Source organism: Microbulbifer variabilis (assembly GCF_023716485.1).
Taxonomy (GTDB): Bacteria; Pseudomonadota; Gammaproteobacteria; order Pseudomonadales; family Cellvibrionaceae; genus Microbulbifer; species Microbulbifer variabilis_B.
Genome location: NZ_CP092418.1, coordinates 2,084,973 through 2,108,307, shown reverse-complemented (window position 1 = coordinate 2,108,307; position 23,335 = coordinate 2,084,973). Strand labels below are relative to the sequence as shown.

Sequence of the window (23,335 nt, the reverse complement as noted above, 5' to 3'; positions counted from 1 at the left end):
GGGTAAAAGATTCGGAGAAAAACAGGTGCGCACCAGTTCTCAGGAAATTCTTCAAAAGAGAGAAATTGGCAGGAAAGGTGGCAAAGTGCACAGTTTTAACGGCACCTTGCCAGTAACTCGTATTGTTAACGCTTAGGATTTGGGCGCGAAGATTTGATAGGCCCGATCGGCGAGCTCGGGAATGGTCAATCCATTTTCCCTAGCTTTAAACCAGCTGTAGGTATGGCTCAATGCACCAACCATAAGTCGGCGCACCACTGTGGCATCCCCACCTGGACAACGGGCGGAATTAATCGCATCCAGCCATATTTGCTCGTACTCATCGCGCAGCAACAACACCTCTTTCTGGCTTTTATCTGACAGACTACGCCACTCCATTACCAAGATGGAAAAGCCCGGCACCGCCCGCTCGTGAATCGCCTCAAGCTCAGACTGAATACAGGCCCGCAGTCTTTCCTGAGGTGACGCGGCCTGCTCCACCGCACTACGCATACGAGCACTGGCGAAAATAGTTACCTCCTTCATCACCTCGCAGAGAATCTGCTCTTTGCTGGAGAAGTGATGAAAAATACTGCCAGACAGAATGCCCACTTCCGCCGCCAGGTCTCGCACAGTAGTACGTGAAAAGCCCTTTTGCTCAAACAGGCGCGCGGCAGCATTGAGCAAACGCCCCCGCGGGGAGGCCGGGTCTGTAAGCTCTCCTGCCTTTACCAGGGTTCCAATAAGTTGCTGTGGCGACATAGCACCTTGCACCTCTACCACCACTTGTGCGCCCTCTTGCACGAAACACTCCCAATTCTTTGCTTTCTTTTTTGCTTTGTTTTGCAGACTAATCGGCAACCTAACAATCACACAATCAAAAAGGCGCCAACCCTTGAATACCAAGCGCTTGCTTGGTAGCGTTAAGCTATTCTGCGTTTTCCCACACGCAGGCGCAAGCGCCAACAAGAACAATAAAAACTGAATAGGCCTTAAAGGCCCAAGAAAAGGAAACTTTCATGCGCTATCAAAGCCAGCTGCGCTCAGGCAGCTTTAGCGAGCAAACCTATATCGTCACCGGTGGCGGCAGTGGTATTGGCCGTTGTATCGCCCACGAACTGGCCAGCCTCGGCGCCCATGTTGTATTGATTGGGCGTAAATTGGACAAGCTGGAAAGGGTTGCCGGTGAAATCAATAACGATGGTGGCGAGTGCAGTTTGTTCAGCCTGGATATTCGCGATGAAGAGGGTGTTCAGGAAACGGTTGGGCAAATTGTCCAAGCGCGAGGCCAAATTCATGGATTGGTGAACAATGCCGGTGGCCAGTTCCCCTCCCCCCTTGAGCAGATCAACACAAAAGGGTTCGATGCTGTTGTACGCAGCAACCTACTCGGTGGATTCTTAATGTCCCGCGAAGTTTTTGTGCAGTCGATGAAACAACATGGCGGCAGTATCGTAAATATCACCGCAGATAACGCCGGCGGCATGCCAATGATGGGCCACTCCGGTGCCGCTCGCGCAGGCATGGAAAATATTACCGAAACCGCTGCATTGGAGTGGGCGCCTTTTGGCGTTCGAGTTAACGCCGTGGCGCCAGGCTATATTCTTTCCAGCGGCTTTGATACTTACGACCCCAAATTCCTGCGCGAGCTACTACCGGGCTTCCGCGACAGCATTCCCCTCTACCGATTGGGAGAGGAAGCGGAAGTTAGCGGGGCCGTGTGCTTCCTACTTTCCGATGCGGCCAACTATATTACCGGGCAAACCCTGCGTATCGACGGTGGCTCCAGCCTCAAGCACCACTCTCCTCTTTGGCAGCCACAAGCCGCGAACAACTCTAAACGCTTTAACGGATTTCATCGCAAACGCCGGCCGCAGGTAGTGGAAGAGTTGGAAGCGGAGGGTAAGCTCTAATGCAGCCGATTGATTCCCAGCTCGACAACCGCTCGGCAGAATTCAATGATAACCAGGCTGCCATGCTGGAGCAGATCAACCAGTTTCGTGAAGCTGAGCAACGCCCGGTTCAAGCGGAAAATAGTAAGGCGACCCGCTATCGTGAACGGGGCTGGCTGCTGCCACGGGAGCGCCTCAATTTGCTCCTCGACCCCGGCGCCCCTTTTGTCGAACTGTGCTCCCTCGCCGGCTATAAATTGTTTGACGACCAGGATGGTACCGGTGCAGGTGGCGGTGCCATTTGCGGCATCGGTCAAATCAGTGGTCGACGCTGTATGGTGCGGGTTGATAACTATGCCGTAAAAGGCGGCACCATCTCACCAGCCGGTATGGATAAAGCCCTGCGAATGCAGCGGATCGCTCTGGAAAATCATTTGCCGGTAGTCGCCCTGGCGCAAAGTGGTGGCGCCAACCTGATGTACGCCAGCGACACTTTTGCTCCCGGTGGGCGGGGTTTTGCCAACCAGGCGCGAATGTCCGCCGCCGGTATTCCGCAAGTTACTGTGGTACACGGCGGCGCTACTGCTGGCGGCGCCTACCAGCCCGGCCTGTCAGATTATGTCGTCATGGTGCGCGGGCAAACCGGTATGTACCTGGCTGGGCCGCCGCTGCTGAAAGCTGCCACCGGTGAAATTGCCGATGCGGAAAGCCTCGGCGGAGCGGAAATGCATTGTACCGAATCCGGCAGTGGCGATTACTTAGCAGAGAACGACGCCGATGGTATTCGCATAGCAAGAGAGATTGTTGCCGCCCTACCCTCACCCATTAAAAGCTCAGTACAAAAAGATTACCGAGACCCACTGCACCCTATCGACGACCTGCTCGGCCTGATTCCAGCAGACAGCAAAAAGCCCTACGACGTGCGCGAAATACTGGCTCGTATCGCCGACGGCTCCGCCATGCTGGATTTCAAGCCGGAATTCGATCGACAAACCGTGTGCGGCCATATTCGTATCGAAGGCTTCCCTGTGGGAATTATTGGGAATAACGGCCCGATCACCCCCAAGGGCGCCAACAAGGCCGCGCAGTTTATTCAGTTGTGCGAACAGAGTGGCACGCCACTGCTGTTTTTACATAACACCACCGGGTTTATGGTGGGTACCGAGGTGGAGCGCAACGGCATCATCAAGCACGGCGCCAAAATGATTCAGGCCGTGGCCAATGCCAGCGTGCCAAAACTCAGTATTGTCGTGGGCGGTTCCTATGGGGCCGGCAACTACGCCATGTGCGGTCGCGGATTCGATCCCCGCTTTATTTTTGCCTGGCCCAATTCCCGCACCGCAGTGATGGGCGCAGCCCAGGCCGGTAAGGTGATGCGCATCGTCACCGAGCAAAAAATGCAACGCAGCGGCAATGTGGATGAGGCGGTATTAGACAAATTGGAAAACGATACCAGCGCATTTATGCAGGGCAATTCCAATGCTCTCGCCTGCAGTGCGCGTCTCTGGGATGACGGCATTATCGATCCCCGCGATACGCGCAAACTTTTAGGTATGTTGTTAGAAGTTTGCAATGAAGCAGAGCAGAGCAAACTCAACAAAAATACCTTTGGCGTAGCTAGGTTTTAATTCGAAAAACCTGGGCAACAAGGAAGTGCAGTTGCCCATTCACACCATCACCGGGTTCACACTTCAAGGCAGGGAAAATAATAATGATATTTAGCGATCAACACCGGGAACTGCAGCGCACCGTACAAAACTTTGTACAGCAGGAAATCAATCCCAACGTGGCCGAATGGGAAAAGGCCGGCCGCTTTCCCATCCGCGAAATTTTCCAACAACTGGCCGGTCTGGGCCTGCTAGGCATCAGCAAGTCCACAGACTTCGGTGGCCTGGGTCTCGACTTCAGTTATGAAACCGTTTTCCTGGAGGAGCTGGGCGGTGCCCACTGTGGCGGCGTGCCTCTGTCGATTTCGGTACAGACTTCCATGTGTACCCCTGCCCTGGCCAACTTCGGCAGCCAGGACCTCAAAGAGCAGTTCCTGATTCCCGCCGTGAACGGAGAGATGATCGGCGCAATCGCTGTATCCGAACCCGGCGCCGGTTCCGATGTTGCCTCAATTAAAACCACCGCCAAAAGCGATGGCGACGACTATGTGATCAACGGCAGCAAGATGTGGATCACCAACGCCCCCTGCGCAGACTTTTTCTGCACCCTGGTCAATACCAGTGAGGGCAAAGCCCACAGCAACAAATCCCTGATCATTATTCCGGCAAAAACGCCAGGGGTACGCATCGGCGAAAAGCTCGACAAACTGGGCATGCGCTCATCAGAAACCGCCCCTATATTTTTTGACAATGTGCGGGTACCCAAACATTTCCGTATCGGCGATGAAGGTGCCGGTTTCCTGTTGCAAATGCTGCAATTCCAGGAGGAGCGCCTCGCCGGCGCCGCACTCAATTTAAAAGGCCTGGAAAACTGCGTGAGCAGCACCATCGACTATGTGCGCGAACGTCAGGCCTTTAAAGCACCATTGATCGACAATCAAACCATTCACTTTGCCCTCGCGGAAATGCAGACCGAAGTGGAGTGCCTGCGCTCATTAACCTGGCGTGCGGTGGAAGCTTATGTAGCTGGTGAAGATGTCACTACCCTCGCCTCTATGGCCAAGCTCAAGGCTGGCCGCCTGTCCCGCTCTATCCCCGATCAGTGCCTGCAGTTCTGGGGTGGCATGGGCTATATCGAGGAAACCGTTATCAACCGCGCTTACCGGGATAGCCGCCTCACCGCTATCGGCGGCGGCGCAGATGAAGTAATGCTCGGCATTATCTGTAAGCTGATGGGCATACTGCCCGGCAAGCGTAAACCCAACGCATAAGGTCAGGCTATGCAGACAATCATTGATGAAACCATTGGCATCGCCTGCCACCTCACGCTAAACCGGCCACAACAGCGCAACGCCATCAGTTTGCAAATGGTAGATGAGCTGCTGCAAAAGCTCGCAGAAGCGGAAGAAGACCCGCAGGTGCGAGCACTGGTGCTGCGGGGCGCAGAACACAATTTCTGCGCCGGTGGGGATATTGCCGATATGCTCAATGCGCAGCAGGGCGCGAGCGATGGAAATAGTGATGTATTTTTTCACCTAAACCGTCGTTTCGGTGAATTGATGGAACGGTTTAATCGCACCTCTTTAATAGTCATTGCCGTATTGGAAGGTGCCGTAATGGGCGGTGGTTTCGGGCTCGCTTGCAGTGCCGATATTGCCATCGCCGATCGCAGCTGCCGCTTTGCCCTGCCGGAAACCCGCCTGGGTTTACCGCCTGCACAAATTGCTCCCTTTGTCGTAGCACGGGTCGGCCTCTCTCAGGCCCGACGCCTGGCCCTCAGCGGAGCAAAAGTCAACGCACAGCAGGCCTTGGAAATTGGGTTAATCCATGAGTTACTCGATAATTCCGAAGCCCTCGAAGGCGCGCTGCAGGAACACCTGGGCGCAATCAATGCCTGCGCACCCGGCGCCCTGGCAACGACCAAGCAGATCTTGCTGGATGCAGCGCGGGTAAGCGATGAAACTGCACTCGGCCAACTACTCGACGGCGCCGCACAGCAGTTTTCCCGCGCAATTCAAGGCCATGAAGGGCGCGAAGGCGCCCGTGCATTTCTGGAAAAACGATCACCGGAGTGGCAGCACTGATGTCGACAACAGAGACCCTGTTAATCGCCAACCGCGGCGAGATCGCACTGCGAATTATGCGTACTGCCCGAGCGGAAGGCTATCGCACAGTCGCCGTCTACAGCGATGCGGACTGCTATGCACTTCACGCACAGACTGCCGATATCGCCGTACCCATTGGCGGGCAGACTTCGGCGGAGTCCTATCTGGATATCCAAAAAATTCTCGCCGCAGCTAAAAAATCCGGAGCCACTGCCGTCCACCCCGGCTACGGCTTTCTCGCTGAGAATGCGGAATTTGCCAGCGCTTGCGAAGAGAATGGACTGAGTTTTGTTGGCCCGAGTGCCGAAGTCATAGAACTAATGGGCAACAAACGCAAAGCCAAGGAGTTTGTTGCCGCTGCCGGCGTACCCTGTATTCCCGGCTTTCAGGGTGCCCAGGACGACGATACCCTGATCGCCGAGGCGCGGCGCATTGGCTTCCCGTTAATGATAAAAGCCGCCGCAGGTGGTGGTGGGCGCGGCATGCGCCTGGCTCACGGAGACAGCGAACTGGCCTCCCAGCTGCGCGCTGCCCGCAGTGAATCCATGAGTGCATTCGGCAGCGACGAGTTAATTCTGGAAAAGGCACTGGTCAACGCTCGCCATATCGAAATCCAGGTATTTGCGGATCGTCATGGCAACTGTATTCACCTGGGGGAGCGAGATTGCTCCGTACAACGACGCCATCAAAAAGTGGTCGAAGAGTGCCCTTCCCCAGCGGTCGACACCCAGCTGCGGGAAAGAATGGGGCAAGCCGCAGTCGATGCCGCGCGAGCCTGCGGTTATCTAGGCGCGGGCACCGTAGAGTTTCTACTCTGCCCCAACGGCGAATTCTATTTCCTGGAAATGAACACCCGGTTGCAAGTAGAGCACGCGGTAACAGAAATGGTAACCGGTTTTGACCTGGTAGCCTGGCAACTGGCAGTAGCACGCGGCGAAGCTCTATGCGTTTCCCAGCAGCAAGTCACCCAGCAGGGGCACGCCATTGAAGTCCGCCTGTATGCCGAAGACCCGGAACAACAATTCCTACCCCAGGCCGGAAAAGTGCTCCACTGGAAGGCGCCAAAGGGGCAAGGAATCCGTATCGACCACGCCTTGAAAAGTGGCTGCGAAATTACGCCATTTTACGACCCTATGCTCGGCAAATTAATTGCCTGGGGGCAGGATCGAGAAGAAGCTCGGCGCAAGCTAACCCAATCCCTAAGCCAGCTGGAATTTATCGGCCCTAAAAACAATATCCATTTCCTGCAGAAGATCCTGGCCGAATCACAGTTTATCGCTGGCGATGCCGATACCAGTTTTCTCGACCAAAACAGCACGCTGACATCCGTAGAATCGGTTCCAGCAGTAGTTGCAGCCCAAGCCGCATTACTGAATCACTTGCACCAAGCCAACCCTCAGGATCGGCGCAGCGGCCGCAGTGACTGGCGCAGTGGCGACAACAGCGTGCCGACCAACTACCGACTGGAAATTTCAGGACAAACTCTAAACTGTGAGCTGCTGGTGTTAGTAGATCATTCTTACCAAATCTCAGTAGGCGAACAGCAGTTCCTGATTCAGTGGGTCCATTTTAAGAAATCACAAAAAGAAAGTGGACTTTACAGTGCTGAACTCCTGCTGGATGGCGTTAGCCAAAAGAGATTGTTCCAAGCCAACCAAAGCAATCTGCATCTCCTGTTAGACGGTAGGCAATTCCATTTTGTCGATATCACCCACGCCCCGGCCAAATCGAGCTTTAACGAAGGCAGTGGCCGCATCACGGCTCCTATGGACGGTTGCCTGGTGCAGGTATTGGTTGAGCCCAATCAAAGCGTTCAGCGGGGAGACACCATCGCCTTAATGGAAGCCATGAAAATGGAGCACGCCCTGCGCGCAGACCGCGACGGTACCGTAATTAAACTGGGCGCCTGTGAAGGAGACCAGGTGCGCGGTGGCCAGCTGCTGGTGCAGATCGAAGACACACCAACTGAAACCGCCAAAATCCCCAGCGACGCCACTTCCTAAAGGAGATCAGCATGTACGATATTGATGCCTCCCGTATGGCAAGCCCCTTTTATGACGAAGGTCATCAGGAATGGCGCACCCAGTTGCGCCGCTTTGTCGACCGTGAGATTACTCCCTATATCACTCAATGGGACGAAGACGGCCAACTGCCCGCCGAGCTTTGGAAAAAAGCGGCAGAAGTTGGCCTTCTGCAGATGAGTTATCCGGAAAACTACGGCGGCATCGAAACCGATGTCTTCCATATGATTGTTGCCGCAGAGGAGTTAGCCCGCCCCGGCGCCGGTGGACTCTACGCCAGCCTAATGGTCCACGGCATTGCCCTGCCCCCATTACTGCACTATGGCAGCGAGGCCCTAAAAGATCAGGTTATCCCCTCGGTATTACGTGGTGATAAGCATATTTCCCTGGCAATTACCGAACCAGGCGCAGGCTCCGATGTAGCCAATCTCCAGTGCCGCGCAGAGCGTGATGGGGATGACTATATCGTTACCGGCGAAAAGACCTATATCACCGGCGGCATGCGCGCTAACTGGTTTACTGCTGCCGTGCGCACTGGTGAAGAAGGCTTCGGCGGTATCTCCCTGCTCTTAATCCCTGCGGATACCAAAGGGGTTAGCCGGCAGCTGCTCGATAAAAAGCAGGGCTGGTGGTGCTCTGATACGGCCAGTATCTTTTTTGATCAGGTGCGCGTGCCCGCGAGCAATCTAATTGGCGGTGAGAACCAAGGTTTCTTACCCATAGTGCACAACTTCAATCGCGAACGCCTGGGCATTGCCGCTTCCTGTGTAGAATTCAGCCGGGTCTGTTTGCAGGACGCCATTGAGTGGGCCCAAGAGCGCCAAACTTTCGGAAAGCGCCTCGCCAATCATCAGGTGATTCGGCACAAGTTTGCCCAGATGCTTCAACGCATCAATGCCACCCAAGCCTATCTCGACCTTTGTGCCTGGGCAGAGCAACAACATCAGCTCAAGGTAGCCGATATCGCTCTACTCAAAGTCCAAGCCACAGAAACCCTTGAATTCTGCGCCCGGGAAGCGATGCAGGTGTTAGGTGGCGCAGGCTATATGCGTGGCAGTCGGATTGAGCGTATCTATCGTGAAGTGCGGGTGAATGCGATTGGTGGCGGATCTGAAGAAATAATGCGGGATCTGGCTTCCAGGCAGATGGGAATTTAGAGGAGCAGGATAAAAGCCTCTTGCTAAGCCTATTTATAACTCAGTCCCGCATGGGTGTGGGACTGAGTTAGTAAAGATCCTAAATTAACCTTTCTTCTTTTTTTCGATAAAGTCCCTTACCTGTTCACTCAGTACGGCCATAGGGACATTGCCATTTCTCAGAATAATCTCATGGAAGTCCTTAATATCGAAGTCCTCACCCAGTTCATTCTGCATCAGTTCTCGCAAGGCGAAAATCTCGAGGGCACCAGAATCATAAGAGGTAAGCTGGGCGGGCATTACTGCCATTCGGTCCATTAGAGTCCTCGGGCCTTTCGCAAATGAAGCGCCAGAATCCTGCAAAAACTCCGCAACTTTTTCATCACTCCAACCGAGTACATGCATTGCGCTATCCGCTACCATACCTCGGGCAGGCCAAGCACGCCTAAGGATTTTGGTGGACCCGTACTGATACATCCCAGCTTCTTCCGCTAGATGTTCAGAGTACCTGCCCCAACCTTCAGCAAAAGCAGAGTTAGACAAGGCATCTTCTATTTTATGAAACTTTTCCTGCTCTTGAACGAGAGCAATTTGCATATGATGGCCCGGGTATCCTTCATGGATAGTTACCTTCTCTGCAGAAGCGTATGACTCATCCTGATAGGTTGTCGGGTCATATCCAAATCTTGCCTTTCGCTCCTTAGTGCCCGGAATATAGTGTGCACTGCGACCAGAACCCTGCTCATGTTCAGGGATGGCCTTTACTTCCATTTCGATCAAAGGCATTTCATGGAAAAAGTCTACGGTTAAATCTCTAGACTTATCTACCAAGCGCTCAAAAAACTGATGCATTTCATCAGCGCTGTTAAATTTCTGAGTTTTATCCTCACTGGCACTTGCCACTGCCTCAGAATAGGAATCTACTTGATAGAACTCCTTGCCTAAGCGAACCACTTCGCTCTTGTTTGCGTTGACAGCACTTAAACCCAACTCAAAAACTTCTTCTGGTGTTCTCTGCAATGTCGTATAAGAACGATACTGAGCCATATAGCATTCACGGCCATTAGGAATCGCATGGATGCCAAGCTCGGCTCTGGCTTCAGGTAAATAGGTGGATTCTAGAAAATTCTTATAATTCACCATTGAGGGGATAACGTGATCTGAAAGCACCTGTTTAAATGCTGCCTCAAATTCCGGGTCCTTAGCTTTCTTCGCTAAACCCAAGAAGGGGTGCTCATCAATGGGTACTTGGGTCAAACCATCAACTTGCTGAATGACTCGCTTAACCACACTCTGAGGTGCAGAGTAACCTTGCTCCAAGCCATGGCGAAGATTGGCTATTTCTTGCTCATAGTAACGAGCCGCGTCAAGCCAGCGCTCAATCGCATCTGCCCTGTCTTGGGCAGTTTCAACTGGCTGAACCTCCGTCAAAAAGCCAAGTATAATATGGGGACCGAACATATGATCAACAGACCAGAGTTCAGTCTTACAGACCCTTAAACCAACATTCGACTCCAATCGCTCTTTCAGCTTGAAGTAGAACACTTTCTCTTGATCACTTTTTAGCCCATTCAGATCTATTTCAGCCAATTTACTGAGAATTTTGTCCTCAGAGGCCGCTAGAGAGGCAGAGTTCGCGGGGGAGTTACTTAAAAAAAGGTTGTGCCTGTCCAGCTCCATATCTGAGAAGTAAGCATATGGTTGGAAATTTTCTAAATATACTTCGGCATACTGATCCGCTAAGCTATAGAGTAACACCGAATCGTCAATGGCTTTCTTATCAGTCACACCAGTCTTATTATCGGCAACAGAGCACCCCATAAGGACCGATGAAACTACTAATGCACCTAAACCCGCTCTTTTTACATTAATCATTCTTATAAGACCGCAACATAACACTAACTACAAAGATTTCTATAAAGAAAACTTCACTTTCCTCTTTTACAGTAGGCACTTTAATAAAATGAGTTTCAACACCTCAAATGCGAAGTATCGGCGAAGTGAGGGTATTGATAGATAAACCCCAAAGATAAAGTGCATGACTCTTTTAGTTGATAGAGTCAATAGTGGGGGAAAATAATCATTAGGCTTCGGTTAGACTGTTTCACGTGTTTGCAAATTTAAGATAGAAAATCATCGTAGTGGATGATAAAGAGCATAAGTTAATCTTTAAAAAATCGAGCATTATCTGATTTCATTAAACCTAAAGAAAATACTTCTGCTCCTCACCGGCAATAGGTATGCCCACATAGCCATTGACGGCAGCTTTCCCAAAAGAGCACCCTTAGCACACATATAACCTCTATTCAATTTATAAAAATATATTCCTTCAAACGTTTTGCTTAGCACTCTCTATTACTTTCTCAAATCAGATTTTCGATTATTTTTCGTGCACGCAGCATCAGTGGCCTCCATGGCCAGCCCTTACGGGGCTTGCAGAGCCATTCATACTCAGCATTGCGACTGTTTGAAAGGTCTAGACACTCCAGCAAAGCCACGTCTTGATTTAAAGCCAGCGGCATCACGAAATTATTCAGAGACTCTCTTAGTCTTCAGAAACATACATCTACTCACTCCCTAACTACCAATTTCTAAACCACCGTACCTATACAAATAAAGTCCACTAGAGTTTACAGCCAGTATCAGCACAGCAGTTAAACTCATTTTCTTTTAACTAACATTTCGCAAGAGAAAAAATAAATATTAACTATAATTAAGCAGTCATTCCCTTTGATCAGCTACCAAGCCTCAAAGTGGAATACAAAATAAAAAAGACTAGCTTTCTTGAGCAAGCACTATGGATATGCAGTTAAGGTTAGACCAAGCCATCGCAAAGGGAAATGAGAAACTAGTATTTCCTCACCCGGAGTCAGATGATCTCCTTATTAAAGTAATCAGTGATCAGTTTAGAAGAACAATGGATTACAAGTTTTCCATTTCCACTCGGCTACGCCGACTTACTTACTATTGGCCATACATAAAGGAGGTTTCTGAGCACATCTATTTACGTGAAGGTAAAGTGAAAGATACGCACTTTGTACAAGAATTTAAAGGATTCGTGGATACTAACTTAGGACTGGGTATTACTGTAAGAGCCGTTAAAAAACATACCGGAGAGCTGGCTGATACTCTTCATAAACTGATCAGCAGCAAGGAGTTCAACCAAAAGCATATCGACGGTCTTATTGACCTACTGAAATGGCTAGAGCAGACCTTTATTGTCGTTCGTGACTTACGGACAGTTAATATTGTATGGGATGAGATTAATGGTCATTTTGTGGTTATTGACGGCATTGGTAGCCGCAGACTCCCTTCTCTAAGAACGATATCCCGCTTATATAACCAGAGAGCTAACCGCAGGTGCACAGCCAAATTACGTAGACTCGTGAACAAAGAACTTAAAAAGTCTGGGTATGAGTTACTCTTTTAGAGATACATCCAACCCCATATACCCTCTTCTTTGAGATAGCAAAGTTATGTTGGCCACATCAGATATTAATGCAAAGCTTTTAGAAACTACTTCTATTTTGAGCAAAAGGATCATGCAAATTAAGCGATGCTTTAGGTTCTTACTGTTGTATTTTTAGTGACAATTCTTAACAGCTTGGTTAGGCCTCGCGGGATAAACGCTCCCATGACTGATACAAGCCTAGCAAGTAGGTTACACCTAAAGTAAAACACAATGCTGAACTAACAAGCCAAAAGGTTAATGAGCTATCTGGAAAAGCCGGCATTATAAAGTAAAAACCGAGCGCCCTCGCAAGCAACACTAGAGATATAAGTGTCAACCCTGTGCGTAATAATGGGACTCTGAGTATATGGCCAGCCCCGGAAAAAGCATAGGCAGACCAAACTAGCAAAACACTCACAATAATCCCTGTAACTATTGTAGGATAAGAATCTCCAGCTTCAGCCATTTGAGCCATTGCCTCTCCGGCACCTAAAAATCGATACCATTCCGCACCAAACAGAATACAACCAACATGCAAACCTGCAACGATCAGAGTAAGTATTCCCGCCAATCCCAAATAATTAAGTCTTCCTGTCATATTTGATTCCTTAGATAGATCTAGCCCAGCACCTAGGTAAAGCTAGGGCAACCTCTGGGAGCCCTGTAGGGTCTGAGTAATAAACATCGAGATGCTAACACTTCTTATTTGAACAAACCATTTCGATAGCCTGCACCGGCGTACCATTGTATTCAGCAATGAACTCTTTGGTTGTTTCAAATCCAACCTTTTGATAAAACTTGATTGCTGGCCAATTAGATTTTGCAACGAACAACTTAGCTTGGCCACTGATCTTTGCTAGCAGAAACTCAAGTATCGACTTCCCTACCCCTTCCCCTCTGGCACTCGGGCATACAAACAGAGCTCGAATTTCTTGCTGGAATATTGCGCCATAGCCAAGAATTGTTTCATCTTCGTAGACGTAAATATCTGACTCCCTTAGTGCAGACAGCCTTTTCGTATCTTTTCCCAACGGCAGAAACTCAAATTCCACAGTTTCAAATCTAAGCTCATCTAGCTTAGAGAGAGTATAGATCTCCAAGATTCTTGGAAAGTCTGTAGCAATGAACGTTCTAATCACCCTGAATACTTAATTTTCTGGTGCCTATCGACATTGAATTTTGCTCAGCGTCATTTCAACTTAATTTTATACGTTGTAAATTTACTGCCATATATTTTAGATTCATAAATATCCTCAGAGATTTTTTCCAAGAACTTATAAATAGGACGAGTATGATGAAAGTTGACCAATACCTCATCATGATTAAGCTCCCGCGCCCACCTCATTAAATCTTGGAACACTACTCTACCTACTCCCCAAAACTGGTCATCAATGACAATCGCGATCTCATATTTTCCACATTCTTGTTGAATTCCACACCAACCAGCTAATTCATCATCAACAATAATGGCTCTAACTCTACAACCTGCCTCTTTATCTACCTCTATTTTTGAATGCATCCACTCTGTTACTGTTTTAAGTGTAAATATCTCATGCTCAATCAAATGTTTTCTTGTCTTATAGCCATTTAATATAGGCAGAAATTTGTGCGGATTAACCTCGCTAAATTTTAGATATTCGATAGCTTTCATAGTATTTTCAGCTTTATTGTTCGCAATGGTGTATCAATCCCCATTACCAGCACACCCCTTGTGTAGTTTGAAGCGTATGGAATTGCTAAGTTTAGCTCTTGAAAGTTTGTATTTTGATCATAATCACTCCCCTACTAGTTTAATCACTCAATACAATTAGATATCGAATTACTGACATATTTCAGAAAAAACTCCGCTGACAAGACTTGCCAAGTCATCAGGAGCCAGCTCTATTTCAAGCCCCCTGCGGCCCGCACTAATATAAATCGTAGCGTTATTTCTAGCCGAAGAATCAATGATGGTTTTAAGTCGCCTTTTTTGACCTAATGGGCTAACACCTCCTAACACATAACCAGTTGATCTTTCTACATCTGATTTTGGAGCCATTGTGGCTTTCTTAGCGCCAGCAGATTTTGCTAAGAGCTTCATACTGAGCATTGATGAAACAGGAATTATCCCAACGGCCAGCTCTTTGTTTTCCAGGCTAACAACTAGTGTTTTGAAGACCCTAGACTTGGGCACCCCTAATTTTTCAGCAGCCTCCAATCCGTATGATTCACTCGATGAATCATGCTTGTATTCATGTACTTTATGAGAGACTTTAGCCTTCTTGGCCATAGAAATTGCTTGTGTCATTTTACTCCTGAGCCTCTAATATCCGTAACTGGGTCGACAGGCAAGTAGCATTACTTTCTGATTGAAAACCAAAGGTCTGTACAACCTATTACTGTTTATGCCTTGTCATACCTTACTCATTTGTCACCATAACAGATTGCAGCTCTCAAACGAATGGAGAAATCTAAAGAACCCTGATCAATTAGTTTTGGGATAAAATTTTTACGGCTGAGAAGGTTTTCATAGATACCAAAGGAACCCCCGCTAAGTTTCTTTCCTAATCTTTTAGATTCAGCCCTTACATTACCTAAAATTTCATACAGCCCAATGCTGAAAATTCGCATCAGGTATTCCTAGTGCAGCACATAAGCGAAATAAAACTGCGATTACTAATTTTATATTAAGAGGACTGATTGATGCGTGGTATCGCCCAACGTACAACCCCTGCAATCCATAGAAACCCTATAAGGCCTCCTAGATAGACATTCATAGTTCCCCCCGGGGCTATAAAGCCTTTGTGACCGAATACAGTAATCGTCTCAATTGCCTGCTCTACAAAGAAAATGATACTGAGCCATGTAAGCCAACGCGGGATCTCAACATTTTTATCAAATCCTACAACAAGAAAAGCTACCGCCATCGCAGTTGTTGACCCATTCACCAAAGGTCCCCAATAAGAAGATATGTCAAAGAGTGTGCGAGCAACTGCTGGCTCTAATCCTTCAGGATGCAGTGCCAATCCTGCCCATAGCCAAGCCTGTACCTGGGCAGTGATGGCAAACCCTAGTACACCTGCCAGAAAGATATACCTACTCGGCTTTGGTAACAGAGCTGAAACCTGCCCACCAAAGATAGCGAGGCCAAGAGAAAAGAAAGCGGCTGTCCAAGCATAAAATCGAGCATTCGATCCATTATTTAAAAACCAATGGACTATTTGCTCACCACTAGAATCGATAGTTGGATACGAGCTGCCTAATGCGACAAAACCGGCCACATAAAATGCGCCAGTAATCAATATATTTATCAGTAAAATCTTTGACGGTTTTATGCTCATATAGGGCAGCCCCTTATGAAACGTGAAACATCACCATTTATAGACCTCTGTATCAGAAATGATAACCACCCAGCCTAATAGAGATGTAATGACAGTCGCTTTAGCCGTCTATATTGTACTCCTGCGGCCTCTTAGCCAGATATAGGTTGCACCACTTCGCCTATTAGTAGAATTCATATGGGCTCAGCTTACAAGAGGCGGCTTAGTCTGGTTTTTTACTCTCCATACCACCCTTTCTAATCGAATTAGGTAAGCGCGCCTGTAGACAGCATAACTACCCCAAGCAGCACCAATTAAAGCGACACAGAAGATAATATAAAAGCTTGATAACGCCTGATACCTTACCATAAAGCTAACGGCAGTAAGCATACATAGAGCTGCCACACCAGCCACTTTCATTTTGCCGGTAATTATCGCATAACCTCTATAAACAGAAGAGTGATATAGCCCGCAAACTACCGAAACAACAATACATAAAATCAGCCCCTCAATATCGAAATTAGGATTAGCCAAAACAATGAAGGGGAAAAGACACCCTGAAGCGGATGAAATTTTTTCTCCCTTAAAGCCAGCCTCCTCCCAAAAAATACTGTAAAGATGATTGGGATCTTGTTCTGACTCGGTTGACACCTTTACCCACAATGGAATCAAAAAAATGATTCCAACCAGACCTAAGACAAGAAGTCCAAATAAAATCACCCCAAGTAAAATATCATTCATAATCTAATTTGTACTTAAAACCTCAGGCGCCCACAACTAAGAACTAACAACATAGAGTGCGGCTATCGGGTGACGATATTTATTAACTTATCAGCAGGATTCAACATGAAGCCTCCACTCAGGTGAATAGCGTGAGTAACTATAGTCTTCTGAGTATTCACTGATATAACTGTACCCGGGACCTCGCCCAGATAGTTTGACCAGAAACTGCTGAAAGTCAGCTAGGATATCACCACTTCCGTATACTCTTAAAATGTTTCGGCTATTCCAATCATCCATTGAGAAGTAGTCGTTAGCCTTGTTCTGAAGAGCCGTAAAAAGCTCCTCTTTTGTTTCATCACAAATAATCTCGATTGATATTTCTGACTCAGACATCATGAGCATTGGCTTATTCGAACTAATGGCTATTCCAACAATATCAGCGAGCCGTAAGTAATCCTCTGAATTCGCATATAGGACAAGATCATCAATCAACCCATTTGACTGAAACATTTGTCTTGCTTCTATTTTCACTACATTTCCCCCCGCAATATCCGAAATGCTAACAGCGCACATCTTTCACCATCCACTAACAAATGGTGACACTCATATTTAGACTGACATATCCAGAACCTCAAGTTCAGTGTAGGGGTTAATTTAGACAGTTATCCAAACAGATAAAAACGAATTCTATATAGCTTGTCAGTGGTTTTCACTATAAAAATGCGAGACAGAAACAACGTATCTTTTACTTCCAGCTTGGATTTCATTATTTACACTTAACGATTTATCGTTTCGCTCGCCCAATTTTCTCATGCACTTTCGAAAATCCGAAGGACTTTTTCACCCACCCAAATCATAAAACCCATCATTAAGCAGCTCATGCCACCACCGAGCATTGCGGCAGCCAATGCACTAATACCGTATGCCTGCTCACCGTTTACAGTGATTGCTCCAAGACCAAAAAACCCAACAATGCCAAGAAGCAACCATAACAACCCAATACTGCAACAGCATGCTAAAAAGCAACGTTTGAAAGTAAATGTGTTTTGACTTTCATCCATCGCCCCCTGCAAAGGGGTGGATCCAGACAACTTCACAATCTGAGCATTTAGCTCTTGAATCTCCCCCCTCTTCTTGGATAGTTCAGACTGAAGCTCACTATATTTTTCTCGGTACTTTTCCTGATCTATTCCATCAATAGCTTCTTGCAACTCTTGAATGGTGTAATCTTCAACTTTCTTCATAGTTAACACGTCATTTATCTCAGCTTTTACACATGGCAGAAGCGCATCACAATAAAATAATGGAAAATTAATTTAGCCCCCAAGCACCCCTCAATTCTTAATCAAGCCCCTCCAGCTTTTCTTTAAACTCTTGATCTATCGCAGCTAATTGCGGAAGTACAGATTGAACCTGCCCCTCTGATATCTTTGTTATGCCCGCCACAATTTCTGGAAAATTTTTCGAGAAAGCCTTTCCGTGATCACTTTTATAGAATGCCAGTATACTTTTCAGCTCTTCTTCCGAGAATACACTTGCGTGCAAATCTACATACTGCCTCTTTACTTCCTCGGACTGAAATGTAGAGAAGAGTAGATTATTGATTTCGTCCATGTACTCCCTCATTAATGGCTTGGCTTTTTCAGGAATATCGAACTGCTCCAACTGACGAATTTGCATAGCACTTAGATTCTGAACTATAACATCCGTTTGAGAATCAAAATCCATAATCGCCATCAACTCCATAGCCAAATCAACCTTAGGCTGCTGAGCAGACACCCCCACAGAAATAAACGCAACCAAAAATAACATACTTTTCACTTTAACCTCTATACTTCATCTTGAAAATTAAACACATCAATCAGTCAAGCTGTTAAGATACTGAATTCATACCTCATGCTTATCTGGCACAACCTTAACAAACCTCACCAGTTCAAACAGTGAGCCTTCGGGCCTTAAGAAGCCACCCATAAAATATTCACATATTTGACTAACATTATTTCTTTGGCCAAAGGGCACATCTTAAAACTCCTGAATATATCCAGCCACAATTTTAAATACCAAAAAAATATTTTTTCAGGAAACCCCTGCAATTCCTTCTAGAATATTATCTTTCCTTTTTTGTACTATTCATAACCAACCACCAATGACGTAGCACCCAGCGAATGCGATCTCCCAGTGAGGTCAAGGATGCAATAGAAAATCCAGCGCTCTACTTAGGCTTGTTAGTCATTAACCGTCCGAATGAATCTCTTTGGGTCCGAAGGATATAGTCTGAGCTCTTTTCTCTGACCATTTTTTCATATAAGAGCAAAACTCCCACGGAACACTTCTCAACTTTTACAAGATCTATTTTCTTCAACTGGCACTCACACCCCCAAATCTCTGGAAAGAAAAATAGCGATAATGGAAAGTGAGGGCCAATTTCTATTTCTCTCTCTGTGATTTTAATCCACAAGCAATTACTAGCCCCGCCAAGCACTCGAAAGATACTTAATGAGCAACCTGAAACCCACTTATCCACATAAGTTGCACCTTTCATATTAGGTCGAAATATATGCTTCCCGTTTGCTTTTCGAAAAATAATGGAGAAAAAGAGGACTATTAATACTTCCATACGCTTTATATCAGCTAGCAATTAACTCTATGCAGGCGCTTTTATAACACCCTTCTCTACATCTCTAATCTGCTTAAAAAGCAGAAATAAGAGCTTCAGTAAATGAAAGCTATCGACGATAGAGTCACCTGGCAGACAGATAACACCGGCTCTTTACATATTCGCTTTCTTTACTTTAGATAAAACTGCTAATTTCATTAAAAATCAATGAGTTATCCCACTCCCAAGTGCGGCAAACAGACGAAGCTGGTTTTGGCTTTAGATACCTTGAGCGGATTAGGCTAAAAAGCAGGCTATATGTCAACTTATAAAAACAAGGAAACATATCTAAGCTGGCGTTTACATTTAATAGCAGGTGAGTTAATTGGGATATATTTTCACAAATATGAGATTTAATAAAAAATTAGTCCGAGAGGAAATTCAGAATAGCTTGAAGAGGAAGGCTTCGCCTAATCTCAACGAGCAGATTTCTGCTCGCTGAGTACTTTTAAATAATGAATCACTTGTCAGTTTTTGAGTTCAAAAAGTACGACCCAAAATACGCTTAGCTGCATCTAGGGCGAAATCTTTATAGTCCGCTTCCACCTGCGCCATCTCCAACTCATACTGGAATTGTTCTTTGCGCGGGAGTGCTTTCCATTCTTTTAGAATTGGAATATGGCTGGTTTTTTCTGCAATGGTGTAGAAAGCAACAAACTCTTCTCGCACACTATCTTCCACCTGAAGCGCATCCAGAAGTACGCGGATGCGAATGGAAGCTTCAGTAAGCCCTACTCCATCATCCAGTAGTGAACGCGCAATAATCTGAATGCTATCGTTCACTCTTTGGCGCTGCTCTTGTGCGGCCTGCTCCAATTCAGCTAGTTGTTCGGCCTGTTTTTTTTGCGCTGCGGAGAGCTTGCGCAGATAGTAGCCGGCAATAACGGCGAGGGTGAAGATAATTAAAGCCGCAATAACCAGCAACCAGATGGGAAATTCCGTCATTAGATATACACCTTAAGCAAAGCCAGCCCAATGCTGGCAGATACAACAGAAAGCAAAGTGCTGAGACCAACAATATTGGCCGCCAGCTGGCTGTTACCACCCATGGAGTGGGCCATAACAAATGCCGATATCGCACAGGGTGAGCCGGTAATCAGCAGCAGGTAGCCGAGATACTGTGGGCTCAGCCCCATACCCCAACCAATAGCTACTGTGAGCGCCGGCACAGCCACTAGTTTCAGAAATGAAGACATTAAGGCCGTTGGGGAACTGCGCAACAGCTGGCCAAACTTCATGCTGGCGCCTATACAAATTAGCCCCATAGGCAGACTGGCAGAGGCCAGAATTTGAATCGTATCGAGCACCACTTCTGGCAACTGAATACTCACCACTCTAAAAAGAATGGCCAGAATTACAGCGATGATGAGCGGATTCTTACCCAGCTCAGCCAGTAACATACCCAGGCCAAACTTTTTGTCCTTATCGTAAAAAACGAACAGGATCACCGCGAATACATTGAATTGGATGGTGAGTGCTGCCACCAGCACGGCCGACTGAGAAACCCCAACAGTGCCAAAGGCTTTTTCCACCCAAGCGAGACCGACAATAGCTACGTTGCCGCGGAAGGCGCCCTGGATAAACGCGCTTCTATCTTTCACTGCTATTGGTCTAGCCAGTAACCAGGAGAACGGCAATATGGCGAAAGTCCCCAAAACTGCTGCGGTGATCAAGGGGATTTCTTTGGATGGCTGCACGGTGGAACTATAAATACTGTTAAAAAGCAGCGCCGGCAGCATTACATTGAAAACCAATGCAGTAGCATCATTAATAAATGGCTGATGCAGCATACCCTGCCGTGTGAGCAGATAACCACCGACGATCATTAAAAAGATCGGGCCGGTAACCAGCAAAGCAAAAGCCAGATTTTCCATCGTTATTTATTCGTCCAGTGCCAGTTCAGCCTGGGGAAGTGCCTTGAGTGCAGACTCTTCGGCTTTATCGCGCAAGTCAGCAGAAATTTGTTTGCGGGTCTTGGCACCCAACTTACGCAGACTGTCGATACGCTTCACTGCATTACCGCGGCCTGTCGCCAGTCGCTTGTAAGTCTGTTGATAAGCGTCATCGGCCTGGCGCAGGCGGTCACCCAAAGCATCCAGTGACTCCAGCACCATAGCAAACTGGTCGTGCAGCTTGCCGGCTTCGTCGGCGATTTTTTCCGCATTCTTGTTTTGTTTCTCGTAGCGCCAGATATTCTCGACGGTGCGCAGAGTCGCCATCAGGCTGGTGGGGCTTACCAGGACAATTTGCTTCTCATACGCGAAACGGAACAGGTCCGGGTCCGCCTGCATGGCCAACATATACGCAGCCTCAATAGGCACGAAAATAAAGACAAAATCCAGGGTGCGCACACCCTCCAGTTGCTCGTAGGCTTTCTTATTAAGGCCCGTGATATGCGCGCGCAGGGAATTCACATGCTGTTTCAGGGCCTGAGTGCGCTCCTCATCGGTTTCCGCCGAGCTATAGCGCTCGTAATCCACCAAAGAGACCTTGGAATCGATAATCAGGTCTTTGTTTTCCGGCAGGCGCACAATCACATCCGGCTGGCGCCTGCGGCCATCGCTGGTGAGGGTTACTTGCGTTTCATATTCGCGCCCCTTCTGCAAGCCGGATTCCTCCAGCAAGCGCTCAAGCACCACTTCCCCCCAGTTACCCTGAATCTTGCGGTCTCCTTTCAAGGCCGAAGTCAGGTTCAGGGCCTCATCACTGATCCGTTGGGTTTGCTCGCGCAGGGCTTTTATCTGCCCCAGCAGGCTGTTGCGCTCGGCATTTTCGCGATCGTAGACATGTTCTACCCGCTTGCGGAAATCCCCCAGCTGGCGCTCCAGTGGATCGAGGCTTTTGCGCAGGCTATCTTCACTGCGGCGCACGAAGCTCTGCTGCTTCTCCTCGAAAATCCGGTTGGCCAGATTCTCGAACTGCTCCCCCATAGCAACGCGCATCTGCTCCATCAGCTTGCGCTGCTCTGCCAGGGCCTGCTCTCCTTTTTCTACCAGCACCTGGCTGCGGGTAAGCTGTTGTAACTTAGCCGCCAGCTCACCGCGCAGCGTATCCACCTCTTCACCCAGCTGAGTTTCCCGCTCGCGGCTGGTATCCAGGCGTGCCTGTATGACTTGCTGCGCCGCTAAAGTTTCTCTCTGAGCTGCTACCGCCTCCTGCTGCGCTGTTTGCGCTTGCAGGATTCGTCTGCGCCCAGCAGAACGGCCCACCCAGAAGGCGAGTCCCAGCAAAATAAACAAGGCGATAGCCGCCAATAGCGCGTGATCGGCGTTTAATTGCAGCGGGAACGCTGGCATATAGAGGTACTCCCAGACCCGGAATAGAAGTGTGAAGCAGGCTTCTGCTCAGACCAAGCGCCCGCAATCGACATACCCACTACTAGCCGTGGGCGAGGCGGCCATTCTAACAGCTTGGCCAGGGAAAGTACTCTTAACCCCAATGAAGCCTACCGAGGATGCGTGGCGCAGCAGTAACTTACAAAGGGTTTTAGGGTATTCTTTGAGGATTGGTTTCGATGTTGGTACTCCAGAACGCATGCACAAACACAGCGCCCACCCAGATAGCCCTGCCCCCAGCGCCCTGATCTTTGATTCCGGCGTGGGCGCCGTCAGCATTGCGCGGGAAATCCGCCGCCTGATGCCGGGCCTGACCTTGCACCTGGGTGTGGACAACGGCTTTTACCCCTACGGCAATAAAAGCGAAGAGGAGCTGCGCCCCCGCATCGTCCAGCAGGCCCAGGCAATGATGGAACACTGCGGGGCCGATATTTTAGTGGTGGGCTGCAATACTGCCAGCACCCTGGCCTTGCCCCAACTGCGCGAATCCCTGAAGAAACCCGTAGTGGGCGTTGTGCCCGCGGTGAAACCCGCCGCTGCCGCCAGCCGTTCCCGCACTATTGCCCTGATTGCCACCGAAGGCACCGTCAATCGCCGCTACACACGAGAGCTTATCGAGCAATTTGCCAACGGCAACCGGGTAATTAATGTGCCCGCACCGGAGTTGGTGCATCTGGCGGAAAGCAAACTGCGCGGCGAAGCTATCACCGCAGAGGATTTGGAGCCGGTATTACACCGCGTATTCCACACCGCCGGCGGCAACCAAGTGGATATCGCCGTATTGGCCTGCACCCACTTTCCCCTGCTGCGGGAAGAACTGGACCAGTTCGCCCCCCGCTCAATCCAATGGCTGGATTCCGGCGAAGCCATCGCCCGGCGCGTACGCTGGTGGCTGGATGAGCTTGAGTTGATGCTGCCGGATGCTCCAAACACTGGCCGCCTGATCACCAGCACGGTTGACCTAACCGGCAATATAGAGAGGGCCTTCCGCGAGTTCGCCCCAGTTGCCGAACCCCTCGAATCCAACCTCTAGGATCATCGAAATAGTGACAACTGCTCGTCAAGGTTGACAGCTCCGTCACAAACCGCGACCGTTCCCCGAATAACAAGCCCTAACCGGTACCCGAATTC

At 48.5% G+C, this 23,335-nt stretch carries 23 protein-coding genes; 8 read left to right on the top strand and 15 right to left on the bottom strand.

Going from position 1 to position 23,335, the window contains the following annotated elements:
- Nucleotides 1-132: 132 nt before the first annotated feature.
- Entirely contained in the window at nucleotides 133-783 is a 651-nt protein-coding gene (locus MJO52_RS09465; RefSeq protein ID WP_252085690.1) for a TetR/AcrR family transcriptional regulator, read from the bottom strand.
- 215 nt (nucleotides 784-998) lie between these two features.
- Between MJO52_RS09465 and MJO52_RS09460 the strand changes: the two genes are divergently transcribed.
- The 6 genes from MJO52_RS09460 to MJO52_RS09435 all read left to right on the top strand — a co-directional run bounded on the left by MJO52_RS09460 (nucleotide 999) and on the right by MJO52_RS09435 (nucleotide 8,761).
- A complete protein-coding gene (locus tag MJO52_RS09460) occupies nucleotides 999-1,892 on the top strand; it encodes an SDR family oxidoreductase (RefSeq protein WP_252085689.1) in 894 nt (297 codons plus the stop codon).
- A complete protein-coding gene (locus MJO52_RS09455) occupies nucleotides 1,892-3,499 on the top strand; it encodes an acyl-CoA carboxylase subunit beta (protein WP_252085688.1) in 1,608 nt (535 codons plus the stop codon). Before MJO52_RS09460 ends, MJO52_RS09455 begins: the two co-directional genes overlap by 1 nt.
- Nucleotides 3,500-3,582: 83 nt before the next feature.
- A complete protein-coding gene (locus MJO52_RS09450; protein ID WP_252085687.1) occupies nucleotides 3,583-4,749 on the top strand; it encodes an acyl-CoA dehydrogenase family protein in 1,167 nt (388 codons plus the stop codon).
- Nucleotides 4,750-4,758: 9 nt separating this feature from the next.
- Nucleotides 4,759-5,562, top strand: a complete 804-nt coding sequence (locus MJO52_RS09445) for an enoyl-CoA hydratase/isomerase family protein (RefSeq protein ID WP_252085686.1) — start codon at nucleotides 4,759-4,761, stop codon at nucleotides 5,560-5,562.
- Nucleotides 5,562-7,586: an acetyl/propionyl/methylcrotonyl-CoA carboxylase subunit alpha gene (locus MJO52_RS09440; protein ID WP_252085685.1), complete on the top strand. Its 2,025-nt coding sequence runs from the start codon at nucleotides 5,562-5,564 to the stop codon at nucleotides 7,584-7,586. The genes MJO52_RS09445 and MJO52_RS09440 overlap by 1 nt, the downstream gene beginning before the upstream one ends.
- 11 nt (nucleotides 7,587-7,597) lie before the next feature.
- Nucleotides 7,598-8,761: an acyl-CoA dehydrogenase family protein gene (locus tag MJO52_RS09435; RefSeq protein ID WP_252085684.1), complete on the top strand. Its 1,164-nt coding sequence runs from the start codon at nucleotides 7,598-7,600 to the stop codon at nucleotides 8,759-8,761.
- 84 nt (nucleotides 8,762-8,845) lie between these two features.
- On the opposite strand, the gene MJO52_RS09430 is transcribed toward MJO52_RS09435, so the two are convergent.
- On the bottom strand, nucleotides 8,846-10,528 hold the full coding sequence (locus tag MJO52_RS09430; protein WP_252085683.1) for a DUF885 domain-containing protein: 1,683 nt from the start codon (nucleotides 10,526-10,528) through the stop codon (nucleotides 8,846-8,848).
- A gap of 1,009 nt (nucleotides 10,529-11,537) precedes the next feature.
- Here MJO52_RS09430 and MJO52_RS09425 point away from each other — a divergent pair.
- Complete coding sequence (locus MJO52_RS09425) at nucleotides 11,538-12,170, top strand: YrbL family protein (RefSeq protein ID WP_252085682.1); 633 nt, start codon at nucleotides 11,538-11,540, stop codon at nucleotides 12,168-12,170.
- 178 nt (nucleotides 12,171-12,348) lie between these two features.
- Here the strand turns inward: MJO52_RS09425 and MJO52_RS09420 are convergent, their stop codons facing one another.
- The 13 genes from MJO52_RS09420 to rmuC all read right to left on the bottom strand — a co-directional run bounded on the left by MJO52_RS09420 (nucleotide 12,349) and on the right by rmuC (nucleotide 22,165).
- Nucleotides 12,349-12,789: a hypothetical protein gene (locus MJO52_RS09420; protein WP_252085681.1), complete on the bottom strand. Its 441-nt coding sequence runs from the start codon at nucleotides 12,787-12,789 to the stop codon at nucleotides 12,349-12,351.
- A gap of 94 nt (nucleotides 12,790-12,883) precedes the next feature.
- Nucleotides 12,884-13,243 carry a GNAT family N-acetyltransferase gene (locus tag MJO52_RS09415; protein ID WP_252085680.1) on the bottom strand — a complete coding sequence of 120 codons (360 nt, stop codon included), beginning with the start codon at nucleotides 13,241-13,243 and terminating at the stop codon, nucleotides 12,884-12,886.
- Nucleotides 13,244-13,380: 137 nt separating this feature from the next.
- Complete coding sequence (locus MJO52_RS09410; protein ID WP_252085679.1) at nucleotides 13,381-13,842, bottom strand: N-acetyltransferase; 462 nt, start codon at nucleotides 13,840-13,842, stop codon at nucleotides 13,381-13,383.
- 168 nt (nucleotides 13,843-14,010) lie between these two features.
- On the bottom strand, nucleotides 14,011-14,478 hold the full coding sequence (ybaK, locus tag MJO52_RS09405) for a Cys-tRNA(Pro) deacylase (protein WP_252085678.1): 468 nt from the start codon (nucleotides 14,476-14,478) through the stop codon (nucleotides 14,011-14,013).
- Between the two features lie 116 nt (nucleotides 14,479-14,594).
- Nucleotides 14,595-14,801, bottom strand: coding sequence for a hypothetical protein (locus MJO52_RS09400; protein WP_252085677.1), 207 nt, complete (start codon nucleotides 14,799-14,801; stop codon nucleotides 14,595-14,597).
- A 56-nt stretch (nucleotides 14,802-14,857) separates the two neighbouring features.
- The gene (locus MJO52_RS09395) at nucleotides 14,858-15,511 is read right to left on the bottom strand and encodes a hypothetical protein (RefSeq protein WP_252085676.1); all 654 of its coding nucleotides are present in this window, start codon (nucleotides 15,509-15,511) and stop codon (nucleotides 14,858-14,860) included.
- Between the two features lie 183 nt (nucleotides 15,512-15,694).
- Nucleotides 15,695-16,231: a hypothetical protein gene (locus MJO52_RS09390; protein ID WP_252085675.1), complete on the bottom strand. Its 537-nt coding sequence runs from the start codon at nucleotides 16,229-16,231 to the stop codon at nucleotides 15,695-15,697.
- 90 nt (nucleotides 16,232-16,321) lie between these two features.
- A complete protein-coding gene (locus MJO52_RS09385) occupies nucleotides 16,322-16,744 on the bottom strand; it encodes a hypothetical protein (protein ID WP_252085674.1) in 423 nt (140 codons plus the stop codon).
- A 278-nt stretch (nucleotides 16,745-17,022) separates the two neighbouring features.
- Entirely contained in the window at nucleotides 17,023-17,457 is a 435-nt protein-coding gene (locus MJO52_RS09380; RefSeq protein WP_252085673.1) for a hypothetical protein, read from the bottom strand.
- Nucleotides 17,458-17,554: 97 nt separating this feature from the next.
- Nucleotides 17,555-18,025, bottom strand: coding sequence for a DUF2059 domain-containing protein (locus tag MJO52_RS09375; protein ID WP_252085989.1), 471 nt, complete (start codon nucleotides 18,023-18,025; stop codon nucleotides 17,555-17,557).
- 1,324 nt (nucleotides 18,026-19,349) lie between these two features.
- On the bottom strand, nucleotides 19,350-19,814 hold the full coding sequence (locus MJO52_RS09370) for a DUF2489 domain-containing protein (protein WP_252085672.1): 465 nt from the start codon (nucleotides 19,812-19,814) through the stop codon (nucleotides 19,350-19,352).
- Complete coding sequence (locus tag MJO52_RS09365) at nucleotides 19,814-20,743, bottom strand: AEC family transporter (RefSeq protein ID WP_252085671.1); 930 nt, start codon at nucleotides 20,741-20,743, stop codon at nucleotides 19,814-19,816. Before MJO52_RS09365 ends, MJO52_RS09370 begins: the two co-directional genes overlap by 1 nt.
- A 6-nt stretch (nucleotides 20,744-20,749) precedes the next feature.
- Nucleotides 20,750-22,165, bottom strand: a complete 1,416-nt coding sequence (gene rmuC, locus MJO52_RS09360; protein ID WP_252085670.1) for a DNA recombination protein RmuC — start codon at nucleotides 22,163-22,165, stop codon at nucleotides 20,750-20,752.
- 31 nt (nucleotides 22,166-22,196) lie between these two features.
- On the opposite strand from rmuC, the gene murI reads away from it, so the two are divergent.
- Complete coding sequence (gene murI, locus MJO52_RS09355) at nucleotides 22,197-23,237, top strand: glutamate racemase (protein WP_252085669.1); 1,041 nt, start codon at nucleotides 22,197-22,199, stop codon at nucleotides 23,235-23,237.
- The last annotated feature ends 98 nt before the right edge of the window (nucleotides 23,238-23,335 follow it).